Annotated in this window: 17 protein-coding genes; 11 read left to right on the top strand and 6 right to left on the bottom strand. The window is 37.1% G+C overall.

Annotated elements, in window-relative coordinates:
* The first annotated feature begins 140 nt into the window (after positions 1-140).
* The 7 genes from BUL40_RS08520 to BUL40_RS08490 all read left to right on the top strand — a co-directional run bounded on the left by BUL40_RS08520 (position 141) and on the right by BUL40_RS08490 (position 11,753).
* Entirely contained in the window at positions 141-3,239 is a 3,099-nt protein-coding gene (locus tag BUL40_RS08520) for a SusC/RagA family TonB-linked outer membrane protein (protein WP_244901843.1), read from the top strand.
* Between the two features lie 10 nt (positions 3,240-3,249).
* Complete coding sequence (locus BUL40_RS08515) at positions 3,250-4,755, top strand: SusD/RagB family nutrient-binding outer membrane lipoprotein (protein ID WP_095529368.1); 1,506 nt, start codon at positions 3,250-3,252, stop codon at positions 4,753-4,755.
* Between the two features lie 113 nt (positions 4,756-4,868).
* Positions 4,869-8,201: a VCBS repeat-containing protein gene (locus BUL40_RS08510; RefSeq protein WP_080318895.1), complete on the top strand. Its 3,333-nt coding sequence runs from the start codon at positions 4,869-4,871 to the stop codon at positions 8,199-8,201.
* A 37-nt stretch (positions 8,202-8,238) separates the two neighbouring features.
* A complete protein-coding gene (locus BUL40_RS08505; RefSeq protein WP_244901842.1) occupies positions 8,239-9,654 on the top strand; it encodes an alpha-L-fucosidase in 1,416 nt (471 codons plus the stop codon).
* A gap of 138 nt (positions 9,655-9,792) precedes the next feature.
* Complete coding sequence (locus BUL40_RS08500) at positions 9,793-10,314, top strand: 5' nucleotidase, NT5C type (protein ID WP_080318954.1); 522 nt, start codon at positions 9,793-9,795, stop codon at positions 10,312-10,314.
* A 1-nt stretch (position 10,315) separates the two neighbouring features.
* On the top strand, positions 10,316-11,020 hold the full coding sequence (locus BUL40_RS08495) for a carboxylesterase family protein (RefSeq protein ID WP_010517405.1): 705 nt from the start codon (positions 10,316-10,318) through the stop codon (positions 11,018-11,020).
* Between the two features lies 1 nt (position 11,021).
* On the top strand, positions 11,022-11,753 hold the full coding sequence (locus BUL40_RS08490) for a M15 family metallopeptidase (RefSeq protein WP_080318893.1): 732 nt from the start codon (positions 11,022-11,024) through the stop codon (positions 11,751-11,753).
* Here the strand turns inward: BUL40_RS08490 and BUL40_RS08485 are convergent.
* From BUL40_RS08485 to tsaD, 5 genes are read right to left on the bottom strand one after another with little or no spacing between them, the layout of a single operon-like run.
* Positions 11,731-12,933 (bottom strand): class I SAM-dependent methyltransferase, encoded by a 1,203-nt coding sequence (locus tag BUL40_RS08485; protein ID WP_080318892.1) that lies wholly within the window; start codon positions 12,931-12,933, stop codon positions 11,731-11,733. The two genes, BUL40_RS08490 and BUL40_RS08485, sit on opposite strands and share 23 nt — an antisense overlap.
* Positions 12,934-12,941: 8 nt before the next feature.
* Entirely contained in the window at positions 12,942-14,048 is a 1,107-nt protein-coding gene (locus tag BUL40_RS08480) for an AI-2E family transporter (RefSeq protein WP_080318891.1), read from the bottom strand.
* Positions 14,045-14,686 (bottom strand): DUF4159 domain-containing protein, encoded by a 642-nt coding sequence (locus BUL40_RS08475; RefSeq protein WP_080318890.1) that lies wholly within the window; start codon positions 14,684-14,686, stop codon positions 14,045-14,047. Before BUL40_RS08475 ends, BUL40_RS08480 begins: the two co-directional genes overlap by 4 nt.
* 29 nt (positions 14,687-14,715) lie before the next feature.
* The gene (locus BUL40_RS08470; protein ID WP_080318889.1) at positions 14,716-15,420 is read right to left on the bottom strand and encodes a 16S rRNA (uracil(1498)-N(3))-methyltransferase; all 705 of its coding nucleotides are present in this window, start codon (positions 15,418-15,420) and stop codon (positions 14,716-14,718) included.
* A 44-nt stretch (positions 15,421-15,464) separates the two neighbouring features.
* Positions 15,465-16,487: a tRNA (adenosine(37)-N6)-threonylcarbamoyltransferase complex transferase subunit TsaD gene (gene tsaD, locus BUL40_RS08465; RefSeq protein WP_080318888.1), complete on the bottom strand. Its 1,023-nt coding sequence runs from the start codon at positions 16,485-16,487 to the stop codon at positions 15,465-15,467.
* A gap of 84 nt (positions 16,488-16,571) precedes the next feature.
* Here tsaD and BUL40_RS08460 point away from each other — a divergent pair, with 84 nt between their 5' ends.
* From BUL40_RS08460 to BUL40_RS08445, 4 genes are all read left to right on the top strand, one after another.
* The gene (locus BUL40_RS08460) at positions 16,572-20,999 is read left to right on the top strand and encodes a translocation/assembly module TamB domain-containing protein (RefSeq protein ID WP_080318887.1); all 4,428 of its coding nucleotides are present in this window, start codon (positions 16,572-16,574) and stop codon (positions 20,997-20,999) included.
* 133 nt (positions 21,000-21,132) lie between these two features.
* A complete protein-coding gene (pfkA, locus tag BUL40_RS08455) occupies positions 21,133-22,119 on the top strand; it encodes a 6-phosphofructokinase (RefSeq protein WP_080318953.1) in 987 nt (328 codons plus the stop codon).
* 42 nt (positions 22,120-22,161) lie between these two features.
* Complete coding sequence (gene gap, locus BUL40_RS08450) at positions 22,162-23,163, top strand: type I glyceraldehyde-3-phosphate dehydrogenase (RefSeq protein WP_080318886.1); 1,002 nt, start codon at positions 22,162-22,164, stop codon at positions 23,161-23,163.
* A gap of 52 nt (positions 23,164-23,215) precedes the next feature.
* The gene (locus tag BUL40_RS08445) at positions 23,216-24,067 is read left to right on the top strand and encodes an N-acetylglucosamine kinase (RefSeq protein WP_080318885.1); all 852 of its coding nucleotides are present in this window, start codon (positions 23,216-23,218) and stop codon (positions 24,065-24,067) included.
* On the opposite strand, the gene BUL40_RS08440 is transcribed toward BUL40_RS08445, so the two are convergent.
* Entirely contained in the window at positions 24,060-24,440 is a 381-nt protein-coding gene (locus BUL40_RS08440) for a RidA family protein (protein WP_010517386.1), read from the bottom strand. The two genes, BUL40_RS08445 and BUL40_RS08440, sit on opposite strands and share 8 nt — an antisense overlap.
* Positions 24,441-24,488 lie beyond the last annotated feature (48 nt).

Below are 24,488 nucleotides of genomic sequence, written 5' to 3'. Positions count from 1 at the left end.
CAAAAATGCCGCATTTAGCTTTTCGGCTTCGTTGTTGGTCGAAAAAGTTTCGAAAACCTTAGAGTTATTCGAAAATTAGGGTCGGATGTTAACTTCAAATTAACTGACTCATTCAAATTACTAACGAAAAAACAACTAGTATGAATCAAATGACAAAGTATCTACTAATTGCTCTGGCCTGCTTAGGTATTCAAGGTGCCGTAGCCCAGACAATTACTGGTACCGTATCTGATGAGGCCGGTATGCCATTACCAGGCGTCAATGTTGTAGAAAAGGGTACCTCTAATGGTACTTCTACAGATTTTGATGGTAATTATGCCATTAATGTTTCTAGCGATAATGCCGTATTGGTATTTTCTGCTTTAGGTTTTAAAACCACTGAAAGAAGTGTTAGCGGAGCTAGCCTTAATGTAACTCTAGCAGAAGATGCAGAATTACTTGGTGAAGTGGTAGTAACCGCTTTGGGTATCAAAAAAGAAACCAAGGCCTTAGGTTACTCTTTAACAGAGGTAGGCGGTGAAAAGCTATCTGAAGTTAAGCAAGTAAATGCAATCAATGCATTACAAGGGCAAGTTGCCGGTGTTAACGTAACTGGTGCTGCAACAGGTCCGTCTGGTACCAGTAAAGTGGTTATTCGTGGTGTTTCCTCTTTAAGTGGTACATCGCAACCCTTATATATTGTTGATGGTATTCCAATTAACAACCAAAACTTAGGTTCTGCTAGTAGATGGGGTGGTTCTGACTATGGTGATGGTATCTCTAGTATTAATGCAGATGATATTGAAAGTGTTAGTGTACTAAAAGGTGGTGCAGCTGGTGCATTGTATGGTTCTAGGGCCTCTAACGGGGTAATCGTAATTACTACTAAATCTGGTAAAAAACAGCAAGGTTTAGGGGTAGAATTGTCTAGTTCCGTTCAGTTAGAATCTGTAAATACAGATTTGTATGAGTTTCAAAATCAATACGGCCAAGGTTTAAATGGTGTTGCGCCAACAACCCAACAAGAAGCTTTGGATGCAGGTATGCAATCTTGGGGGTCTAGATTGGGAAGTGTTAGTACGGCAGCCCAGTTTGACGGTGTAAACAGACCTTATGTAGATACCGGTGATAATGTTAGTCGTTACTACAGAACGGCAAATACATTGATTAATACCGTTGCTATTAGTAAAGCAGGCGAGGGTTATAACTTGCGTTTTTCTGCTACAGACTTAAACAACAATGATATAACACCAAATTCTGGTTTAAATAGAAAATCTTTTTCATTAAATGGAGGTGCTGTTTTAGCAGACAAATTAACATTGGATGTTGCGGGTAAATTTGTTGTAGAAAAGGTTAACAATAGACCTAGGTCTTCAGATTCTCCAGGTAATGGTAATTTCTCTGTTGTGTTATCTCCTTCTAACATCAATGTTTTGGATTACCAACCGGGAATTGCAGAAGATGGTACGGAATTTAGAATTTCATCCAACACATTTCAACAAAACCCATATTGGACAGCGTATCGTTTTTCTAACGAGAGTAGAAAAAATAGATTTATCGGTTCTAGTACGCTAAGATACCAAGTTACAGATTGGTTGTATTTAATGGGTAGGGCCGGTATAGATAATTATACGGCTAGAATTACATCTGTAGAGCCCTTTGGTACGGCATACAAACCTTTAGGTGGCATGCAAGAACAAACTTTTAATGTAAGTACGGTAGACGCGGATTTCATTATAGGTATAGAAAAAGATATTACGGAGAATTTCTCTAACACCACTATTTTGGGTGCAAACAGTAATAGTCTTAAAAACGAATTTATTCAATTAGTAGGTAATGAATTCGTGATTCCTTCTTTAGAAGATATCGCTAATGTGGCAAACAGACAATACAGTTACTCAGATTCAAGAGTTAAGCGTAACGGTTTGTATTTCTCTACAGAATTTGCATATAAAAACTATTTGTACTTAACGGTTACCGGTAGAAATGACTGGTTCTCTACCTTATCTAAAGCGGGTAAAAGCGCGCCAAATAACTATTTCTACCCATCTGCTAATGCTAGTTTTGTATTCTCAGATGCGTTTGAGTTGCCTTCTTGGTTTAACTTTGGTAAGGTTAGAGCAGGTTATTCAGATGTTGGTGGGGGTGCCAATGATCCCTATCAGCTTTCTTTAAATTATGCTATCAACGACACCTATAACGGTCGCGGTACTGGGGTTTCTATTGGTAGTATTAGTAATAGCGGCGTACCTAATGAAAACTTGGAACCTTTTAGCAAGAAGGAATATGAAGTTGGTTTAGATATGCGATTCCTTAACAATAGATTGGGCTTGGATTTAGCATATTATAGCAATAAAACAACCAATGATATTGTAGGTATTAACACTTCTCAAGCATCTGGTTATAATAGTGCCTTTATTAATATAGGTGAATTAACCAACAAAGGAGTAGAGGTATTACTAACAGGTAAGCCTGTAGTTTCAGAAAACTTTAGTTGGGACATTAACTACAACATGACCTATAATGAAAATGAAGTGGTTAAAACAGACCCTGACGGAAATCCTATTTTCCCAGGTGATGCAGCTTACGGTGTAAACTCTCAAGCAGGTTATTTAGAAGGTTACCCAGCGGCAACACTTTACGGAACTACTTTTGTTAGGGATGAAGACGGTAACATACAGTACGATTCTGATGGTACCCCAACTGTAGGTGATAATGATGTTATTGGTAATGGAATTGCGCCTTGGACAATGGGTATTACCAATACATTTCGTTATAAAAACGTAAATCTATCTTTCTTGATTGATGCCAAATTTGGGGGAGAAATTTTCTCTGGAACTAGTGCTTTTGCCAATTTCTACGGAGCAAGTAAAAATACTTTGGTAGGTAGGGAAAATGGTTTGCCGGTTTCTGGTGTAGATGCAGATGGTAATGCTTTTAGCACTACTATACCTGCAGAGAATGTAAATATTTACTACCAGAGATTGTACAGTATTGCCGAGGCTAATGTGCAAGATGCAGATTTCATCAAGTTCAGACAAATAAGTCTTGGTTACCAATTTCCATCTGCAATGCTAGAAAAAACTTTTATAAAGAATGCTTCTATTTCTTTAATAGGTAGAAACTTATTTTTCTTAATGCGTAAAACGGAAAATATTGACCCAGAATCCGCATACAACAATACTGTAGCTAATGGTATTGAACGTTTTGGATTGCCTTCTACAAGAAGTTACGGACTAAGTTTAAATGTTAAGTTCTAAAAAAATCAATATGAAAAATATAATATACAAAGGGGTATTGACACTATTCGCATTAGCGATGGTAGTATCCTGTGATGAGGGTTTCGAGGACTTAAACGAAGACCCAACAAAAGCATCACAAATAGATGTAAAATTTAAGTTTCCCAACACGGTGCTATTTGCATCTGGCCAACGTTATGAAACGTGGAGAGGTAATTTAATTTATTGTTCTACCATGATGCAACACCTAGCCAATACACAGGGCTATTGGAGCGGTGATAAGTATTTTTGGAATGCTGCTTACTCTTCTGCATTTTGGGATGCTATGTATCCACAGGCGGTTAAGACTGTAGAAGATATGAAGTTCCAATTAGAAACAGAAGAATTAACCAGTTCTCCAGAATACGCAATGGTAAGAATACTTCGTGTTTTTATCTACCACAGGCTTACAGATTTGTATGGTGATATTCCTTATTCAGAAGCGGGTAAAGCTTTTATAGAAGGGAATACAAGACCTAGATATGATGCACAAGAAGACATCTATGCAGATATGCTTAAGGAGCTAGAAGAATCTGTAGCTCTATTGGGTACGGGTACTGCAGAGATAGGTACATCTGATATTTTGTTCCTAGGTAACCAAGATCAGTGGAAAAAGTGGGGCAACTCTTTAATGCTTCGTTTGGCACTAAGATTGGTTAAAGTGGATGAGACTGCTGCGCAAGCTTGGGCTACAAAGGCAATTAACGGTGGGGTTATGGAATCTAACGCAGATATTGCTTATGTACAGCACGAGGATGGTAATGGTATCTTACAAAACGCCAACGGTGAGGTATTTACTGCAGACCGTTCTGCACGTATTTCTACAACCTTTTTAGGATTGTTAGAGAACGACCCTAGAATGCGCGTTTATGCAGCATTGCCACCAGATGAAACAGGTTTTGTAAATGACGATCCTGCGGCACAAAAAGGTTTGCCTAATGGTTTGGATGGTACAACTATTCAAGATTATGAGGGTGGTGATGATTTGGCTACCTATTCTGAGCCTAATTCTAAATACTTAATGAGCGAAGCAGCTCCAATGTTTTGGCAAACCTATGCAGAAGTGGAATTAATGTTGGCAGAAGCAGGTGTAAGATGGGGATTGGCCGGTGATCCAGCTGCACATTACGAAGCTGGTGTTACCGCTGCAATGGAGTACTTGGAAATGTATAATGAAGGTGCTGCTATAGATGCAACTGAAATTGCAGATTATTTAGCTGCTAATCCGTTTGATGCTGCAAATGCTTTAGAGCAAATCAATACAGAGTATTACAAAGCTACTTTCTTAAACGAATACGAAACATATGCTAACTGGAGAAGAACTGGTTTTCCAAATCTAACTCCGGTTAACTACCCTGGTAACCAAACAAATGGTACTATACCAAGGAGATTAATATATCCTACAAACGAGCAGGCCTTGAACAAGGAAAATTACGATGCTGTAATTGCTTCTCAGGGTGCTGATTTGTTAACCACAAGAGTGTGGTGGGATCAATAGTAACGTAATTCAGATTTCATGAATTTTAGTTAATGTTAAGTTAGTTTAGTTCAAGCAAAGGAGGGGAGACTCTCCTTTGTTTTTTGTATTTTTTCTTTCCTAATTCTAAACATATGCTTGGTCACAAAACACATATTTCCAAATGGGCAATAGGCTTTCTTTCCTTTATATCTATTGCGGTAAATGGTCAGCAAAAGCAATTCACCTTACTTAAAAAAAAGCAAACAGGCATAACATTTAGCAACGAGATTAAAGATACCCAGGCGTCCAATATTTTATTGTATGATAATTTTTATGGTGGTGCGGGTGTTGGTATTGGTGATTTTAATAATGATGGTCTACAAGACATTTACTTTGCAGGTAATCTGGTTGCAGATCAATTGTATGTAAATGAAGGTGATTTTAAGTTTAAAGACATTACAAATACAGCCAAAATAGTAGATGATGGCGGGTGGACGTCCGGTGTTACCCTTGCCGATGTAAATAATGATGGTTTTTTAGATATTTACCTGAGTAGGGAATTATATGATTACAAACCAGAGCTGCGTAAAAACCTTTTGTACATAAACAATGGTGATCTAACATTTACAGAGCGTGCAGAAGAATACGGTATTGCGGATACCCAACGTACCAGACATGCTACATTTTTTGATTACAACAAAGATGGATTTTTAGACTTGCTACTGCTTACACAACCACCTAATCCTGGTAGTTACTCAGATTTTGCAGGTCAAGAGCTTATAAAGCCAGAGTACCATATAAAATTATTTAAAAATTTAGGGAACCAATCGTTTAAAGAAGTTACCCAAGAAGCAGGAGTATTTAAGTCTGGTTATCCAAATGCGGTTTCTACATCAGATTTTAATAATGATGGCTATACAGATATTTATATTGCCAATGATTTTGACGCCCCAGATTGGCTTTTTATAAATAACCAAGATGGTACGTTTACCAACACCATAGACAACGCGGTTAAACACATGTCTTTCTACAGCATGGGCGTAGATGTAGCGGATATTAACAATGACGGTTTATTGGACATTTTTACCTTGGATATGGCCGCAGAAGACAATTTTAGATCCAAAAGTAACATGAGTGGGATGAATCCTGACGAATTTTGGGATGTGGTGAACAATGGTGGTCATTACCAATACATGTATAACGCGTTTCATTTAAATAATGGCAACGGTACCTATAGTGATGTTGCACAGATGACGGGCATGGCTACAACGGACTGGAGTTGGGCCAATCTTATTGCTGATTTTGATAACGATGGTTTAAAAGACACCTATGTAACCAACGGTTTGCTACGAGATATTAGAAATACAGATGCCGATAAAAAAGTAGCTAAATACATTAACGACCTTACTTTTAACTACGTAAAGGAAAATCCAAACGGAGGGGACTTAAAAAGTATTTGGGAAATTTTAGATGTAGATAAGGTAGTGCCGCTTATTCCTTCACAACCTCTAAAAAATTATGCCTTTAAAAATAATGGTAACCTAGGTTTTACAAAATCAGTTGAAGAATGGGGTCTAGATCAAGAATCCTTTTCTAATGGGGCGGCATATGCAGATTTAGACAACGATGGTGATTTGGATTTGGTGGTTAATAACATTAACGCCCCAGCATTTTTATATCAAAATAATGCAACAGGTGGTACTACCAATTACTTACGAGTAAAACTAAACCATAAAGAACATAAAACTACTTTTGGTACACGTTTGTACGCCTATGTAAAAGGTGGTAAGCAATTAGTAGAAACCACAAATGTTAGGGGTATTTACTCTACGAGCGAACCAATAGCCCACTTTGGTCTAGGAGACGCTAAAATGGTAGATAGTCTAGTGGTTGTGTGGCCCAATGCTACCACTACAAAACTAAATAAGATCAAGGCCAACCAAGTATTAAGTTTGGAAATGACAGAAGCCAAACAGAATATTGGTATGGTAGAATCCGATACAAAAGCTAGATATTTTTTAGATGTAACCGATTCCAATGTACTTGACATAACACACCAAGAAAATGAATTTGACGATTATGCGCATCAAGTACTATTACCCCACAAAATGTCGCAATTTGGGCCGGCTATGGCTAAAGGTGATGTAAACGGTGATGGTCTAGAAGATTTGTTTTTTGGCGGCGCAACCGGCTTTGAGGCCAAGTTGATGCTGCAACTAGAAAATGGGAATTTTACGGTCGTAAACTCTGAATTTTGGGCGAAAGAAAAAGCCTATGAAGATGTAGATGCCACCTTTGTAGATATAAACCAAGATGGTTTTTTAGATTTATATGTTGTAAGTGGGGGTAATGAATATCCTGTAAACGCTTTTCACTATACCGATAGGCTATATTTAAATGATGGCATGGGTAACTTTTCCAAAGGCGCTATTCAAAATATTGGTAGGGATAGTGGTAGTATTGTAAAAGCAGCAGATTTTGATGCGGATGGCGATATAGATCTTTTTGTGGGCGGCAGGTTATGGCCACAACAATACCCCATGCCGGCAAGTAGCATGCTATTGGTAAATGTAGACGGGCAATTGGTAAACCAAACAAAAGAAATAGCCCCTGGTTTAGAGAATATCGGGATGGTTACGGATGCTACTTGGGCAGATTATGACTCAGATGGCGATTTAGATTTAATCCTGGTAGGTGAATGGATGCCAATAACCATATTAAACAATGATTCTGGACAGTTTTCTAAAGTTGATGATGAAAAGTTGGCCGCTACGGTTGGCTGGTGGTCTAGTATAGAGCAAGCAGATTTTGACCAAGACGGAGATATGGATTTTGTATTGGGTAACCTTGGGTTTAATTACAAATACAAAACTTCAAAAGAGGAACCTTTTGATGTGTATTACAATGATTTTGACCAAAATGGAAGTTTTGATATCGTATTGGGCTACTATGACGAAGAAAGTCATTTTCCGTTGCGTGGCTTTTCTTGTTCTTCACAGCAAATTCCGGGTCTTAAGAAAGACATTGGTAAGTATGATATTTTTGCCACAATGGAAATTGACCAAATATATGGTGAAGAAAAATTGCAAAAATCATTGCATTACATTGCCAACACCTTTGCTTCTGTATATTTAGAAAATGTAGGCAATGGCCAATTCAATTTAAAAGAATTACCCAGGGAAGCACAAACCAGTAGTTTAAATGATTTTAAAGTGTTGGACATAAACCAAGACGGTAATCTAGACATCTTGGGGGTAGGTAATTTATACGTATCAGAAATTGAAACACCACGTAACGATGCTGGTATAGGTGTTTGCCTTTTGGGTGATGGAAAAGGTAGTTTTAAGGCGATTTCGAATTTAGAATCAGGCTTATTTGCTTCTTTAGACGCCAAAAAACTAGAAACTATAACAATCAACGGTAAAAACTATATTCTAGTAGCTAACAACAATGCTAAACTGCAAATATTTAAAAGAAAATCATAATTAGAATTTGATGAAGAGACCAAACCAAAAAATGAAGATGAGAAGCCTACTTTTCCTTTTAGTATTTGTGGTAAAAGGAATGTTGGCCCAACAAGACAATACCCACAAAACCTCCTCAATTTATGTGCCACCTAAAGACCCTCATGTCTTGGCAAAATTAGAGCAGTGGCAAGATTTAAAATTTGGAATTTTAATTCATTGGGGTGTGTATGCCGTACCGGGAATTATAGAATCTTGGCAGTTGTGTTCAGAAGAATGGATTAATAGACCAGATGGAATGAGCTATGAAGACTATAAAAAATGGTATTGGAATCTAAGTTCTGTGTTTAATCCGGTAAATTTTAATCCAGAATCATGGGCAAAAGCATCTAAGGCCGCCGGTATGAAATACGTTGTGTTTACCACAAAACATCATGATGGTTTTAACATGTTCGATACACAACAAACAGACTATAAAATTACCAATGGGCCATTTAAAAACCATCCTAAGGCTAACGTTGCAAAGCATGTTTTTGAGGCCTACAGAAACCAAGATTTTATGATTGGGGCCTATTTTTCCAAGCCAGATTGGCATTCTCAAGACTTTTGGTGGGATAAGTATGCTACCCCAGATAGAAACGCAAATTATGACATACTAAAGTACCCTGAAAAGTGGAAAGCCTATCAAGATTTTACATTTAACCAAATTGATGAATTAATGCATGATTATGGAGCAATAGACATTCTTTGGTTAGATGGTGGTTGGGTAAGGCCTAAAGAAACGGTAAATGACGAGGTGCGTTCTTGGGGAGCTCCAATTCCAGAATTTAGCCAAGAGGTAGATATGCCTAAAATTGCACAAATGGCTAGAGAGGCCCAACCAGGAATTATTTTTGCAGATAGAACGGTTCACGGCCCTTTTGAAAATTACCAAACGCCAGAACGTAAAGTTCCAGAGCATAAAATAGACAACCCGTGGGAAACTTGTATGCCCTTGGCCAACAATTGGGGTTATGTACCAAATGATACGTATAAATCTACTACTAAAGTTATACATAGTTTAGTAGAAGTGGTGGCAAAAGGTGGTAATATGCTGTTGGGTATTGGTCCAAAATCTGATGGAACTTTACCGTACGAAGCCGTTACCAAAATGGAAGAAATTGGAAATTGGCTAACCGCAAATGGAGCTGCTATTTACGGAACAAGAACGGTAGATCATTACCAAGAAGATGGGATTTTCTTTACAAGCAAGGATAAAACAACTTATGCCATATACTTGGTAAAAGAAGGAGAAAAAGTGCCCAAAACAATAAGTTGGAGTATCAATCTGCCTAAAAAAGGCAGTAAATTAAGCCTAGTGGCAAACGGAAATAAAATTAAATACAGTGTTTCTAACGGAAAGCTAACGGCTCAAATACCGGCAAACCTTAGAAATACCAATACTGCTGCTATAGCTTTTGCGTTTAAGCAGTAAATTTTACATTAATAGTTTGATTGATTGGAGCGTCGTGCGGAGTAATCTGTATGGCGCTTTTGTATTAAACTCAGGTTAAGTTTACCGCCAAAATTGTGGGCGTTAGTTGGGTTGATTATCTTATACAAAAAAAGAAGCATGCGTATTTTTATAGACATGGACGAAGTAATTGCAGATACTTACCAACAACACATTAATGTACACAATCAAAAATATGGCACCAACTTTACAAAAGCAGATTGTTATGGTAAGGAGTTTTGGATGTGTGTGGCAGAAAAGCACCAGCAAGAGGTTAGGGACCATGCTTATCAAAAAGGTTTTTTTAAAGACATACCGGTAATTGGTAACGCAGTGGAAGTTATAAAAGAATTGGAAGCTAAGCACGAGGTCTTTATTGCTAGTGCCGCTATGCAATTTCCCAACTCTTTACAAGAAAAATCCGAATGGTTAGACCAGCATTTACCATTCATTACTTGGAAAAATAGGATTTTATGTGGCCATAAACACATTTTAAAAGGCGATGTGTTAATAGATGATAGAAGCTATAATCTACAGCATTTTGAAGGTAGGGGCATTCAATTTACATCGCCTCACAATGTACATACAACAGATTTTGAACGGGCAGACGATTGGAATACTATTGCTTCGTTACTTTTGTAAAATGCGGGCAATCCTTTTCTTTTTAATTCTAGTTTTATGCATAGCATGTAACTCAAAACAAGATACGGCTATCACAGCCGGTACGTATACATCGGTTAACAAAGAAAATTTGGAGTATTATTTGTATCGCCCTAAAAACCTTAAGGAAAAGAAACCTGGTTTGTTGCTATTTCTTCATGGAGGTGGTGAGGCCGGTGCACAGTTAAAACACCTAAAATTAGGTGGGCCTCCAAAATTGATGGAAGAAGCATATCCGTTTCCGTTCTTGGTTTTAGCTCCACAACACCCGTATGCAGACAAATGGTGGAACACCCAAGCGGTATACAATTTGTTGCAAGATGTAGTGGCAAAAAATAATGTAGATACCAATAGAATTTACCTTACAGGTTTAAGCAGAGGTGGTTATGCGGCTTGGGAATTGGCCATTAACCATAAAGAAACCTTTGCCGCTATGGCCGTAGTATCTGCTATGGCTCCGGTTCCATACGCACATTGGTTAAACCATGAGATGCCCATATGGCTATTTCACGGCGCCCAAGATTCCATTATGCCAGCTTCAGAGGCAGATAACATGGTAGCCAAGTTAAAAGAGTTAAAGTTTAATGTAAGATATACCAAATATCCAAAAACCGGACACAATGCCTGGGATAAGGCGTATACAACAGATTCCCTTTATATTTGGATGGCCCAACAAAAACGAAACTAAAATGAAACCAAGTGTTCTATTTGTAATTCTACTTGTCTTGGCAAGTTGCAGAAACGAAACCAAACCCTCGGAAAAGGGGCAAAATAAAAAAGATACGCTTAAGATTACAGAGAATAAGGTGGTAATGGAACAGATTACAGATACTACCCCTACATTAGTTTATAAATCTTTGGAGGGTTTGGCAGACACAACCTTTGTGCGTTTGGCAGATTATTCTGGAGATTTTGCATATGATTTGCGGTATGCCACCGAGAATAATTTTTTAAAAGCAAAGGTTTATGATTGTGCGGAATGTTATACCCGTGTAAAAACTGCCAAGGCCCTTCTAAAAGCGAATAAAGAATTTATTGATAAAGGATACAAAATAAAGTTTTTTGATTGTTACAGGCCTAATTCTGTACAATACAAGATGTGGAAAATTGTGCCCAATCCGCAATACGTTGCAAATCCGGTTAAAGGTAGTATCCATAACAAAGGTGGTGCGGTAGACATTACTTTGGTTACCTTAAAGGGGGAAGAACTTGACATGGGTACCGATTTTGATTTTTTTGGTAAAAGAGCCTACCATGATAATCTGGATTTACCCCAAGAAATACTTGATAATAGGTTGCTTTTAAAAACCACCATGGAAAAGCATGGATTTTGGTCTATACGAACGGAGTGGTGGCATTATAATTTATCTGCGGGATCAAATGATAAGGTAGCCAATTTTAAATGGGATTGTCCGGAGTAAACTTTTTACATTCCAAGACCATTCTTTTGCCCTCAAGATTGGTCGTAAAAAACAGGTAACGGCTGCCACCATCTTTTATTTTGTGTTTTTTACGTATTTGGGCCACACTTTCTGGGAAGTTACGCGTGGTTATGTTGGCTTGGGTAATGCCCGTTTTTTTAATCTCTTTTTTGTTGTAAGGTATGGTATTTTGTATGGCAAATATGCGACCGGGGAATTCTCGAGTTAAAACATCGCTTGTGTACAAATGGGTGTGTTCTTGCAATTTGCTAAGCTGGTAGGTATTACCTATACTTTTGAATGCCCCCGATTTTAAAATAGCGGCATTTGGCTCATACAGATAACGCATTGGCGGGCTATAATGGATCGTAGTATCTTTTTCATGTTCTAAATCAAAAGAAAAACGTTCTACGGTTTCTGCAGATAAAATATTGGCACAGATGATTTTCAGGTTTTCTGTGTAATCTTTTTTTAAGACCCAGAGTAGTTCTTTAACTTCATTTTTTACGGCTACTACATGAATTTCCTTCACAAACTGTAATTCGCGCAAACCGTTGGTTATGTCTAATAAAGGAGACGTTTTGATTAATAGTTTACTACAATTATTAAATAGTAACGGTAAGTTTTTTGGTACATCCGGTAGACAATCCGATAGCATAAAAACTTTTCCTTTAACCTCATTTCTTCTAGATGGGTCAATATAAACCCAATCAATTTTGTGTTGCGTTCGTGCTAAAAAATCCAGTCCGTCACCTTGGTGTTGGGTGTAATTATGTACGCCTAATTGGGCAAAGTTATGCTGAACTATTTCGGCCAATTCTGGATTTATTTCTGCATGAAAAACGTGCTCCATTTTTTGAGCAAAAAAGTAACTGTCTACGCCAAACCCTCCTGTTGCGTCCAATAGATTTTTTCCATCAACAAGATTAGCTTTATACTGTGCGGTATATTCTGAGCTAGTTTGTTCTAGATTTAGTTTTGGCGGGTAAATTATGTTTTTGGTGCCGAACCAACTTTTTAACTTACCGTTCGCTTTTTGCTTACCAATTAGTTGTTGTACTAACTCTTGCTGACTAACCCCAATAAAAAAAGGTTTTTTTAATAGGACTGACAGGGTGTCAGTATTGAAATTATTTTCAATATAATCCTGAATACCAGTATTTAAAAGGTTTTTATTCAAACTAAAAGTTAAACGTTTTTAGTAAAGCGTTTTACAAAGGAATTATCATTTAAAAACTGCTTTAATATTACCTTTAACGCCGTGTAACCGGGTACGGCCACAACCATTCCTACAGGTCCAAACAGCAAACCTGCAATAATAATTATCAAGAATATTTCTAAGGGGTGTGATCGCACGCTTGTTGAGAAAATAAACGGCTGTGAAAAGAAATTATCAATGAGCTGGCCAACTGTTATACCAATGAGTACATAGCCGGCTTTGGGTAAAATTATACTACTGAAATCCGCATCCAAATAACTGGTCATGGTTAGGGTAATCATAACGGCACCACCTAGTAGCGGACCTATATAGGGTATAATGTTGAATAGGGCACATAGAAAAGCAATTACTATAGCATTTTCTACACCTACAATTAATAGGGTTATAGTATAGATTACAAAGAGTATAGATAACTGTAGTAGTAAACCAACAAAATACCTAGAAAGTAGGCCGTTTATTTTTTCTATTGTGGCGGTTAATTTACTCTCTTTAGTTTCAGGGATAAAAACAAGCAACCCGCTTTGCATAAGCGAACTATCTTTTAGAAAGAAGAATGTGATGAACAAAACCGAAAAAAGACCAATACTAAATTCACTTAAAATATTAAATAGCGAGTTAAGAAAATCAGGTATAAAATTTAGGTTTAAACCATCTACTATGGTTTTCTCCAGCTCAGAATCTTCAATTAGCTGGTCTACATCAGATTTTGTAGTACCAAAATATTCCATTATTTGTAGGTACAGATTGTTTAGGTCTCGTTTTAGTTGATCAATATCCAACAAGGATAAACTTTCACTTTGTTTGCTTATTAAGGGAATAAACAAGGCTATTAATCCTGCCAAAACACCTAAAAATACCATCATGGTAGCCATAACTGCCAAGGTATCTGGAAACCTAAGTTTATTATTCAGAAATCGTTTTATGGGCCTTCCCAGTAAAGCTAAAACTGCCGCAATTAACAAATAGGCAATAACGGAACCTATTAAGTATATAAAATAGGCTACTAGTACTATGGCAGCAATAACACCTACTGCTTTAAGAATACCTTTTGCAATGTTGTTGGCTTCTTTGTTCATAAAGAAAATACGTATGATATAATGTTACTTCCCATCTTTAGGGCTTTTGTGCGTACCGGCTCTGGATCATTGTGTACGGTTGGGTCTTCCCAGCCATCACCTAAATCACATTCCAAAGTATATAATAACACTAATCTACCCTCGTGAAAAATACCCAAAGCTTGTGGTCTTTGGCCATCGTGTTCATGAATTTTTGGTAAACCTTGCGGAAATGGAAATTCTTGATTAAAAATGGGATGATTAACGGCCAGTTCTTCCAATTCTTTGTTCGGGAATAGTTTTTTTAACTCGCGTTTAATGTATTTCTCCATTCCATAATTATCGTCTATATGCAAAAAACCGCCAGCTAATAAATAACTGCTAAGATTTGTAATCTCTTCGTCCGTAAAATACACATTGCCATGCCCTGTCATATGTATAAACGGATATTCGAACAATTCTTGGGAACTTGGACTTACGGTTTTGGGTGCTAATTCCAATTTGGTGCCAATGTTGGTATTGCAAAACTTTATAAGATTGGGTAGTGCAGTTGGGTTGCTATACCAATCGCCACCCCCACCATATTTGAGAACGGCAATTTCTTGTCCGCTAAGGGTAAAGGTTACCAGTAACACTAATAATATTGGCAGTTGTTTCATACAACAGGTTTGGATAAAGGTAAACAATATTAACTATTGATTAAACGTACAGCGGTGCAAGCAAAAATAGCAGCCGTTTCTGTGCGCAATCTATTGTTTCCTAACATAACGGGCTTGTATTTTTTATCCAGTGCCGCATTAATTTCTTGGCTAGAAAAATCGCCCTCCGGACCAATAAGTATGGTGGTAGATTTATTGGGTAACACGCAATCCTTTAATGCATTTCTTTCGGTTTCTTCGCAATGCGCAATAAACAATTGTTCGGATTGTTGGTTGGTCACAAATTTAGAAAAAGTAGTTAGCGGGTTTATTTTGGGCAACCATGTTTGTAATGATTGTTTCATGGCGGCCTGTATTACCTTTTCAAAACGTTCTAGTTTAATTTGTTTGCGTTCAGAATGATCACATAGCAAAGGGGTTATTTCACTTATGCCAATTTCCGTAGCTTTTTCTAAAAACCATTCAAAACGGTCGTTCATTTTAGTTGGGGCAACAGCTATATGCAAATGGTAGGGTTCGGTTTCTTTTTCATCGGTTTCCAGTATTTTTACCACACACTTTTTAAAATCTGCCTGCAATAATTCTGCTTTAAATAATAAACCTTTACCGTTGGTTATGTATAGCACGTCGCCTTCTTTTTTCCGCAGTACTTTAGCAATATGCCTACTTTCTTCCTTGTCAAAAGAAAAGGTAGTTGTGTTCTTGTTAAGTAACGGGTTGTAAAACAATTGCATGGGCAAATTTTATTTTAGCTTGTTTAGGATTAATTCTATAGCAACTAAATATGATATCTGGCTTGCGCGGCTACATCCTGTTCTGCAAATTCGTTTCCTAAATATTTTAAATAGCCAACAATTCCAATCATACCAGCATTATCTGTACAATAAGAGAATTTAGGAATGTATGTGGTCCAGCCTTTATCGGTTTCCATCTGCTTTAATTTTCCTCTAATACCAGAATTGGCTGCCACTCCACCACCAATAGCAATATGTTTTATTCCTGTTTCCTTTACAGCTGCTTTTAATTTCTGCATAAGAATAGCAATTATGGTATGCTGTATAGAAGCGCAGATATCTGCTAGATTTTCTTGGATAAAATCTGGATTTTTTTGAACGTTACGTTGTATAAAGTAGAGTATACTTGTTTTGAGACCACTAAAACTAAAATTTAAACCATCTACCTTTGGTTTAGGAAATTCAAAAGCATGTGGGTTTCCTTCTTTTGCGTATTTATCTATTAGTGGTCCGCCGGGGTAGGGTAATCCTAACAATTTGGCACTTTTATCAAAGGCTTCACCAACCGCATCGTCTAGCGTTTCGCCCAAAACCGTCATATCAAAATAGTCTTTTACCAAAACAATTTGTGTATGCCCCCCACTAATGGTCATGGCCAAAAATGGGAAAGGAGGTGCTTTTTGCTCTGGGTCTTCTATAAAATGAGCCAAAATATGCGCCTGCATATGGTTTACTTGGATTAACGGAATGTTTAGGCCCAAGGCCAAAGATTTGGCAAAAGAGGTGCCAACAAGTAAAGAACCTAAAAGTCCTGGACCTTTGGTAAAAGCTATGGCAGATAGTTGTTTTTTGTCGATATTTGCCTTTACCAAGGCTTGGTGCACCACAGGTACTATATTTTGTTGATGGGCCCTTGAGGCCAGTTCAGGGACAACACCGCCATATTGCTTGTGTATCTCTTGGTTGGCCACTACGTTACTCAACACTGTTTTGTTGCACAAAACAGCAGCAGAAGTATCGTCACAAGACGATTCAATTGCTAGAATATATTTTTTCTGATTTTCCACCGGCTTTGGAATAATAATTGAACGTACAAAGATAAAGGGTATATCGCTATCAAAAAATTTAGAAAAATACTGTTAAAGACCATTTTGGTTATTTTGTTGCTAGGGGTCTTTGCAACACTATTCTTTTCTTTACCCATTGTACAAACCCGTTTGGCGCAATATGCAACTACGGAAATCAATAAAGAGTTTGGCACCAATATAAACATTGAACGCTTAAAGTTTTCTCCTTTTACTTTAAATGCAGATATAAAGGGTATTTACGTTCAAGACTACCAAAAAGACACATTAATACATATTAAGGAACTAACCACGTCTGTTTTGAACGCTAGAAATATGTTCAAGAGTAAATTGGAGTTTGGCGATATTGATGTGGATGGACTTTACTTTAAAATGCAAACATACAAGGGGCAATCTGAAACCAACTTAGACGTGTTTGTTGCTAAATTGGACGATGGTAAGCCTAGAGACCCCAATACGCCACCATTTTATATGAGTGCAACGGAAATTAACCTTGTAAACAGCAAATACCGGTTGTTGGATGAGAATTTGGAACAATCAAGTATTCTTAACTTTTTTGACCTAAACTTAAACGCAACGGATTTTTTAATTCTAGGCCCACAAGTTTCTCTAGATGTAGAACAGTTAGATTTTAATACCAAAAAAGGTATAAGAATGGAACAACTAGTTACTAAGTTTAAGTACACTAGGGAACGAATGGATTTTGAAGACTTGACTATAAAAACACCTGAATCTAGCTTGCAAGGAAACTTGGCCTTTACCTATGACAGGGAAGATTTTAAAGACTTTCTGAATCTGGTAAAAGTAGATGCTTACTTTGAGGAATCTGTAGTTGCTTTTAATGAAGTGAACAAGTATTTTAATGAATTTGGGAAAGATAAAACGGCCAATTTTACGGCTAATTTTGCTGGTGTTCTAAATGCGTTAGAGGTAGATGATTTATTGCTGTTCTCTGATAATACGGGGATTAGGGGCGATTTTGTTTTTACCAACATGTTTAACGAGTCTGAGCCATTTAAAATGGATGCCCAAATGGATAATGTAACCTCTAGTTATTACCAATTAAGAGGGTTGTTGCCACAAATATTGGGGGGTAGTATACCTTCTTCTTTTCAAAAATTAGGTCAATTTACCGTTAGGGGCGATGCCAAAGTAACCGAGACAAGCGTAGATGCCCAAGTAAATCTAAGTACTGCAATTGGTAGTAGCTATTCAGATTTGCAAATGACCAATATAGACGATATTGATAATGCCAGCTACCGTGGATTTATTTCTCTAATCGATTTTGAACTAGGTACTTTTCTTGAAAATCCCAATCTTGGAAAAACTTCCATGGATGTGAACGTAGAGGGTAGGGGCTTTGTGGCAGAATATCTAAATACCGAGGCAATTGGAGAAATATATAGTTTAGAATTCAATGGCTACAACTACAAGAACATAAAAATGTCTGGTATTATTAAGGATGAATTGTTTGATGGTAGTTTGGTAGGCAAAGACGAGAACCTAACATTTGATTTTAAAGGGCTAGCAGATTTTAGTCAGGAACTAAACGATTTTAATTTTATTGCCTCCGTAGATTATGCAGATTTTAAAAAACTAAATTTCATAAAAGATAGTGTATCTGTTTTTAAAGGGCAGGTAAATATGGATATTACGGGCAACAATTTGGATAACATTGTTGGTAATATTCAATTTAGAAACACCAGCTATCAGAATGCCAATGATACCTATTATTTTGAGGATTTTGCAGTTTCTTCCTCTTTTGAGGAAAACGGAGATAGAAATATAGATATAGAATCTCCCGATATTATCACGGGTTACATGCGTGGTAAGTTTAAGGTGAACGAGCTGGGTAAATTGGTACAGAATTCTGTGGGTAGCATTTATACCAATTACAAGCCGTTTAAAATATCAAAAGGCCAGCGTTTAGACTTCAATTTTCGTATTTACAATAAAATTGTTGATGTCTTTTTTCCGGAGGTTAATTTTGGTCCAGACACCTATATTAGGGGTAATATTATTGCAGATGAAGGGGATTTTAAGTTAACCTTTAAATCTCCACACATAGAGGCGTTCCAAAATAAATTGGACAATATAGAGCTTAAGATAGATAATAAAAACCCGCTGTTCAACACCTTCTTCTCGGTAGAAGAAATGTCTACGGTTTATTATGATGTAAAAGATTTTAACCTAATTAATACTACCTTAAAAGATACTTTGTTTTTTAGAACAGAATTTAAAGGGGGCAGCCAATTTAACGATAGTTATAACCTTAATTTCTACCATACCTTCAATAAAGAAAACAAATCCGTTATAGGTCTAAAGACATCAGATATAAGTTTTAAGGGCAACAAATGGGTGTTAAATAAAGAAGGTAATCGTAAGAACAAAGTAATTGTCAATAAAACCCTAGATAGTATTGAAATACAAGAAATTGTAATGAACCATGAAGATGAGCAAATTAGATTGCGGGGAGAATTTGCGGATTCTACCTATAAAGACATGGAGTTACAGTTTAAAAAAGTATCCTTAAATAAAATTACCCCTACCGTAGATAGCTTAAAATTAGAAGGTAAGATTAACGGATTTTTAAATATTCTTCAAAAGAACAATAAGTATCTACCATCTTCTAGCGTAGAAATTCAAGATTTAGCGGTAAACGACTATGTTTTAGGGACTATGGAGCTGGTTATTTTTGGTAATAACGATCTTACGCAGTTTGGTGTAAATGCCTGGATTAACAAAGAAGGTAAAGAACGTTTTGGGCTAAACGGTAAAATAAACAACGTTAACCGTAAGGCAACTTTTGATCTTATGGCATCTTTAAACGACTTTAACCTACAGCCTTTTGCGCCTTTGGGAGAAGATGTTATTAGTAATATTAGGGGTTTGGTAAATGGAAACGCGCGTATTACGGGAGATATGCAGAATCCAGATATTAATGGTGAACTAACCCTTACTGAAGCTGGTCTTGGAATAGCAGAGTTGAACGTGGATTATGATTTTGCGCCATTTTCTAAGGTTAAGTTAGATAATAAATCTTTTGTTTTTGAGAACTTACTACTCACAGATGTTGTGGAAGGTACAAAAGGGCAATTGAGCGGTTCCATTAGTCACTCTGGTTTTACGGATTGGCGTTTAGACCTAAACGTAGATACCCTTGGTGACCGCCTAATGATTTTGAATACAGAATACGACGAAGAAGCTTTGTATTATGGAACCGGATTTGTTAACGGTACCGGCAGTATTTTTGGGCCTATTAATGCATTGAACATAAATTTTGATGGGGCTACCGCAAGAGGCAGTGTTTTAAAAATACCCCTTAGTGACGTTACCAGTGTAGGCGATTATTCTTTTATAAACTTCATAGAAAGGGATAATGGAAAAATTATTGAACAACAACGGTCCTTGGATGATTATCAGGGTATAGAGATGATGTTCGATTTGGCCGTAACCCCAGAAGCAGAAATCGAAATTGTAGTAGACCAGCAAACTGGCAGTACGTTACGGGGTACGGGAGAAGGTCTGTTGTTAATGGAGATCAACACCAATGGCAAGTTTAATATGTATGGAGAGTTTGTTGTGGTAACTGGTGAATACCATTACAAATACGGTGGTTTAATAGATAAGCGGTTTAAGGTAAAACCCGGCGGAACCATACTATGGGAAAGAGAGCCTTTAGAGGCGCAATTAAACTTGGATGCGGTTTATGAGCTAAATGCAAATCCGGCACCATTATTAGATGGTAGTAATTACACCAGAAATATACCAACAGAGGTGGTGGTTAGTTTAACAGGTGAATTGGAGCAACCACAAATAGATTTCAATATAGAATTTCCAGGCACCAATTCGGTCATAAAATCAGAGTTGGAGTATAGATTGCAAGATCCTACTATAGAAAAGAACAATGCTTTGTTTTTAATGGCGCAGGGTACCTTTGTAAATGAATCTGTTGGCTTAAACCAACAGGCCGTAACTGGCAATTTAATACAAACGGCTTCTGGTATTTTAAATTCTGTATTAGGTAGTAATAACGATAAGCTTAATTTTGGATTGTCTTATGAGCAGGGTTATCAGGATATTAATTCGGGAATAGACACGGAAGACCGTATTGGTGTATCGGTTTCTACAAGAATATCAGACCGGGTGTTGGTAAATGGTAAAGTAGGTGTTCCGGTAAGTGGAGTTTCAGAAACCGTAGTTGCAGGTAATGTGGAGGTTCAGTTTTTACTCAACGAGGAAGGTACGTTGAGCGCCACCATTTTTAATAGGGAAAACAACGTATACCAAACTTATTTGGAGTCTCAAGGTTACACCCAAGGTATCGGGTTAAATTACCAGGTAGATTTTAATACTTTTAGAGAGTTAATGGCTAAAATTTTCAGAAAAAAAGAAAAGGAAAAGTCACAAAAAGAAAAATCTCTATCAGACGGACAAATGGGAGAAAAAGGATTGATTAATTTTCAATCAAAAGCAACTTCTAACCAAGAATAGTGTTGGTCAAATACAACAAATTCAAAATAATTTTTAACGAAATCGTTTGAAAAACGCTTTCTTCTCAATTTAGCGCTAGCTACACTTTTTTACTTTATTGAAGTTTGCTAGTTTTGGTTTTTCAATTTTTAAAATGGCCGATAAGATTAAGAAAATAGCTGTATTAACTTCGGGAGGAGACTCTCCAGGAATGAATGCAGCCATCCGATCCGTTGTAAGAACCTGCGCCTACATGAAATTGGAGTGTATAGCAATTTACAGGGGATATCAGGGGATGATAGAAGGGGATTTCAAGGAGATGAATGCCCGTAGTGTAAACAACATAATAAACAAAGGTGGTACTATACTAAAGTCTGCACGTTGTGAAGAATTTAGAACACCGGAAGGAAGGCAGAAAGCGCACGCCCAATTACTTAAAAACAACATTGATGGTCTTGTGGTTATTGGTGGTAACGGTAGTTTTACTGGTGCACTAAAATTGAACGATGAGTTCAATTTTCCGGTAATTGGAATTCCGGGAACCATAGATAATGATATTCTTGGCACCACCTATACGTTAGGTTTTGATACTGCAATTAATACGGTTGTAGATGCTATTGATAAGATTAGGGATACGGCTAGTTCTCACAACCGCCTCTTTTTTGTTGAGGTCATGGGTAGAGATGTGGGCCATATTGCTTTAAACGCTGGTGTTGGTGCCGGTGCCGAAGAAATTTTAATTCCAGAGCAAAATTTGGGATTAGACAGGCTTTTAGATTCTTTAAAAAGAAGTAAGGCATCCGGTAAATCGTCCAGTATTGTAATAGTTGCAGAAGGAGACAAGACGGGTAAAAACGTATTTGAACTTAAAGAATACGTAGAAGAGCATTTGCCTATTTATGACGTTAGAGTATCTGTTTTGGGCCATATGCAAAGAGGGGGTAACCCAACTTGTTTTGATAGGGTTTTGGCTTCTAGAATGGGCGTTAAAGCAGTAGAATCTTTAATAGAAGGTAAATCTAATTATATGGTAGGTATACGTGATAACCAACTTATTTTAACGCCAATTAGTGAGGCTATTAAAGCACACACGGCAATTGACGAAGAATTGGTGCGCGTATCGGATATCATGTCTACATAAGAACACACAATAAACACTTAAATTCAATTTAAAAGTAAAAACATGGGAACAGTTAAAATTGGTATAAACGGATTTGGTAGAATTGGAAGATTGGTATTTAGGGCTTCCGTTAAAAGAGGAGATTTGCAAGTAGTTGCAATTAATGATCTTTTAGACGTAGAGCACCTAGCTTACTTATTAAAGTACGATTCTGTTCATGGTAAGTTTGATGGTGAGGTAGCCGTAAAAGATGGAAACTTAGTAGTTAACGGTAACACAATTAGAATTACTGCAGAAAAGGATCCTAAAGCCCTAAAGTGGGATGAGATTGGTGCTGAGGTTGTGGCAGAATGTACTGGTATCTTTACTACATTGGAAACTGCACAGTATCATATAGATGGTGGTGCTAAAAAAGTAGTAATTTCTGCGCCATCTAAAGATGCACCAATGTTTGTAATGGGTGTAAACCACAAGGAAGTAAAAGCTACGGATACTATAGTTTCCAATGCATCTTGTACTACCAACTGTTTAGCGCCGTTGGCAAAAGTGGTTAATGATAATTTTGGTATTGAAGAAGCGTTGATGACAACCGTACACGCTACTACTGCTACGCAGTTAACCGTAGACGGTCCTTCTAGAAAAGATTATAGAGGTGGACGTTCTGCATTGTTAAACATTATTCCTGCTTCTACTGGTGCGGCTAAAGCCGTTGGTAAAGTAATACCAGAATTAGACGGTAAATTAACCGGTATGGCATTTAGAGTGCCAACTGCGGATGTTTCCGTTGTAGATTTAACAGTAAAAACAGTAAAAGAAACATCTTACGAGGAAATCAAGAAAGCTTTTAAAGCTGCTTCAGAAGGAGAACTTAAAGGTATCTTAGGATATACCGAGGATGATGTTGTATCTCAAGATTTTGTATCAGATATACACACAAGTACTTTTGATGCTGGTGCTGGTATTGAGTTGAATTCTAAATTCTTCAAGTTAATTTCTTGGTACGATAATGAAGCTGGTTTCTCTAACAAAATGTGTGATTTGATGTTGCACGTTAACAGTTTATAAACTAAAACGTATTCCTAAAGGCGATCTTATGCGTCTTTAGGAATTTTTTTATATGATACTTATTGTAGATAGTGGTGCAACCAAATCTGATTGGATTGCATTGGACGAAAAGGGAAACCAAATTTTTATGACCCAAACCTTGGGTCTTAGCCCTGAGGTTTTAACACGAGAGGTTATAGAAGACCGTTTGGCTAATAATTTTGAATTAGCTAAAAACAGGGAAAAGGTAACGCACCTTTATTTTTATGGTGCCGGTTGTGGTACCGATAGGATGAAAGTTTTTCTAAAGTCAATTTTTGGCGAGTTTTTTCCTAATGCAAAGGCCGATGTTAAAGAAGATACCTATGCTGCTATTTATGCAACTACCAAAATAGGGGAGCAGGGCATAGTATGTATTTTAGGCACTGGGTCTAATTGCAGTTATTATGATGGCCATCAATTGTTTCAAAAGGTAACCGCGCTTGGTTATATCTTAATGGATGATGGTAGTGGTAATTTCTTTGGTAGAAAATTGCTTAGAGACTATTACTATCATAAAATGCCGCAAGACTTGGGCATCAAATTCAATAAGGAATACAATCTAGATGCTGATCATATCAAGGAGCATTTGTACAAACAGCCAAACCCAAATACCTATTTAGCAACTTTTGCCCGTTTTATAATAGAAAATAAGGAGCATCCGTATTGCAAAGGGGTTATAGAAAAAGGCCTTCAGCAGTTTGTAAACAATAATATTATGCAATTTGAGCTGGCTACAAAAGTGCCAGTGCATTTTGTAGGTAGCATTGCTCACTTTTTAGAAGAAGAGCTTACTCAAGTTCTAGAACGTAACGATTTAATTAAAGGCGTAGTGCATAGAAGACCTATAGAAGGTTTGGTCAAATTTCACCAGTCTACTATTTAATAGCAATCATTGAGATTTCTACATTTACGAACTTAGGTAAATTAGCAACTTCTACCGTTTCCCTAGCAGGTGCGGTATCCGGATTAAAATAACTACCGTAAACTTCGTTGATAGCAGCAAATTGGTGCATATCCTTAACAAAAATGGTAGCCTTTACAACATCTTCAAAGGTCATTTGGGCTTCGGTCAAAATGGCCTTTAAATTTTCCATAGATTGTTGCGTTTCCTTTTTTATATCCCCAGAAACCAATTCACCGGTTTTTGGATCAATAGGAATTTGACCAGATATATACAGCGTGTCGTTAACTAGTGTTGCTTGGTTATATGGGCCAATAGGAGCAGGGGCGTTTGGAGTATTAATAATCTTTTTCACTGGTTTGTTTTAGATACCTAAGGTAGTAGGAATCTTTTTAGATTACCA

The organism is Croceivirga radicis (genome assembly GCF_002072105.2).
In the GTDB taxonomy this organism is placed as follows: domain Bacteria; phylum Bacteroidota; class Bacteroidia; order Flavobacteriales; family Flavobacteriaceae; genus Croceivirga; species Croceivirga radicis.
This window is presented reverse-complemented; position numbering and strand designations above follow the sequence as displayed.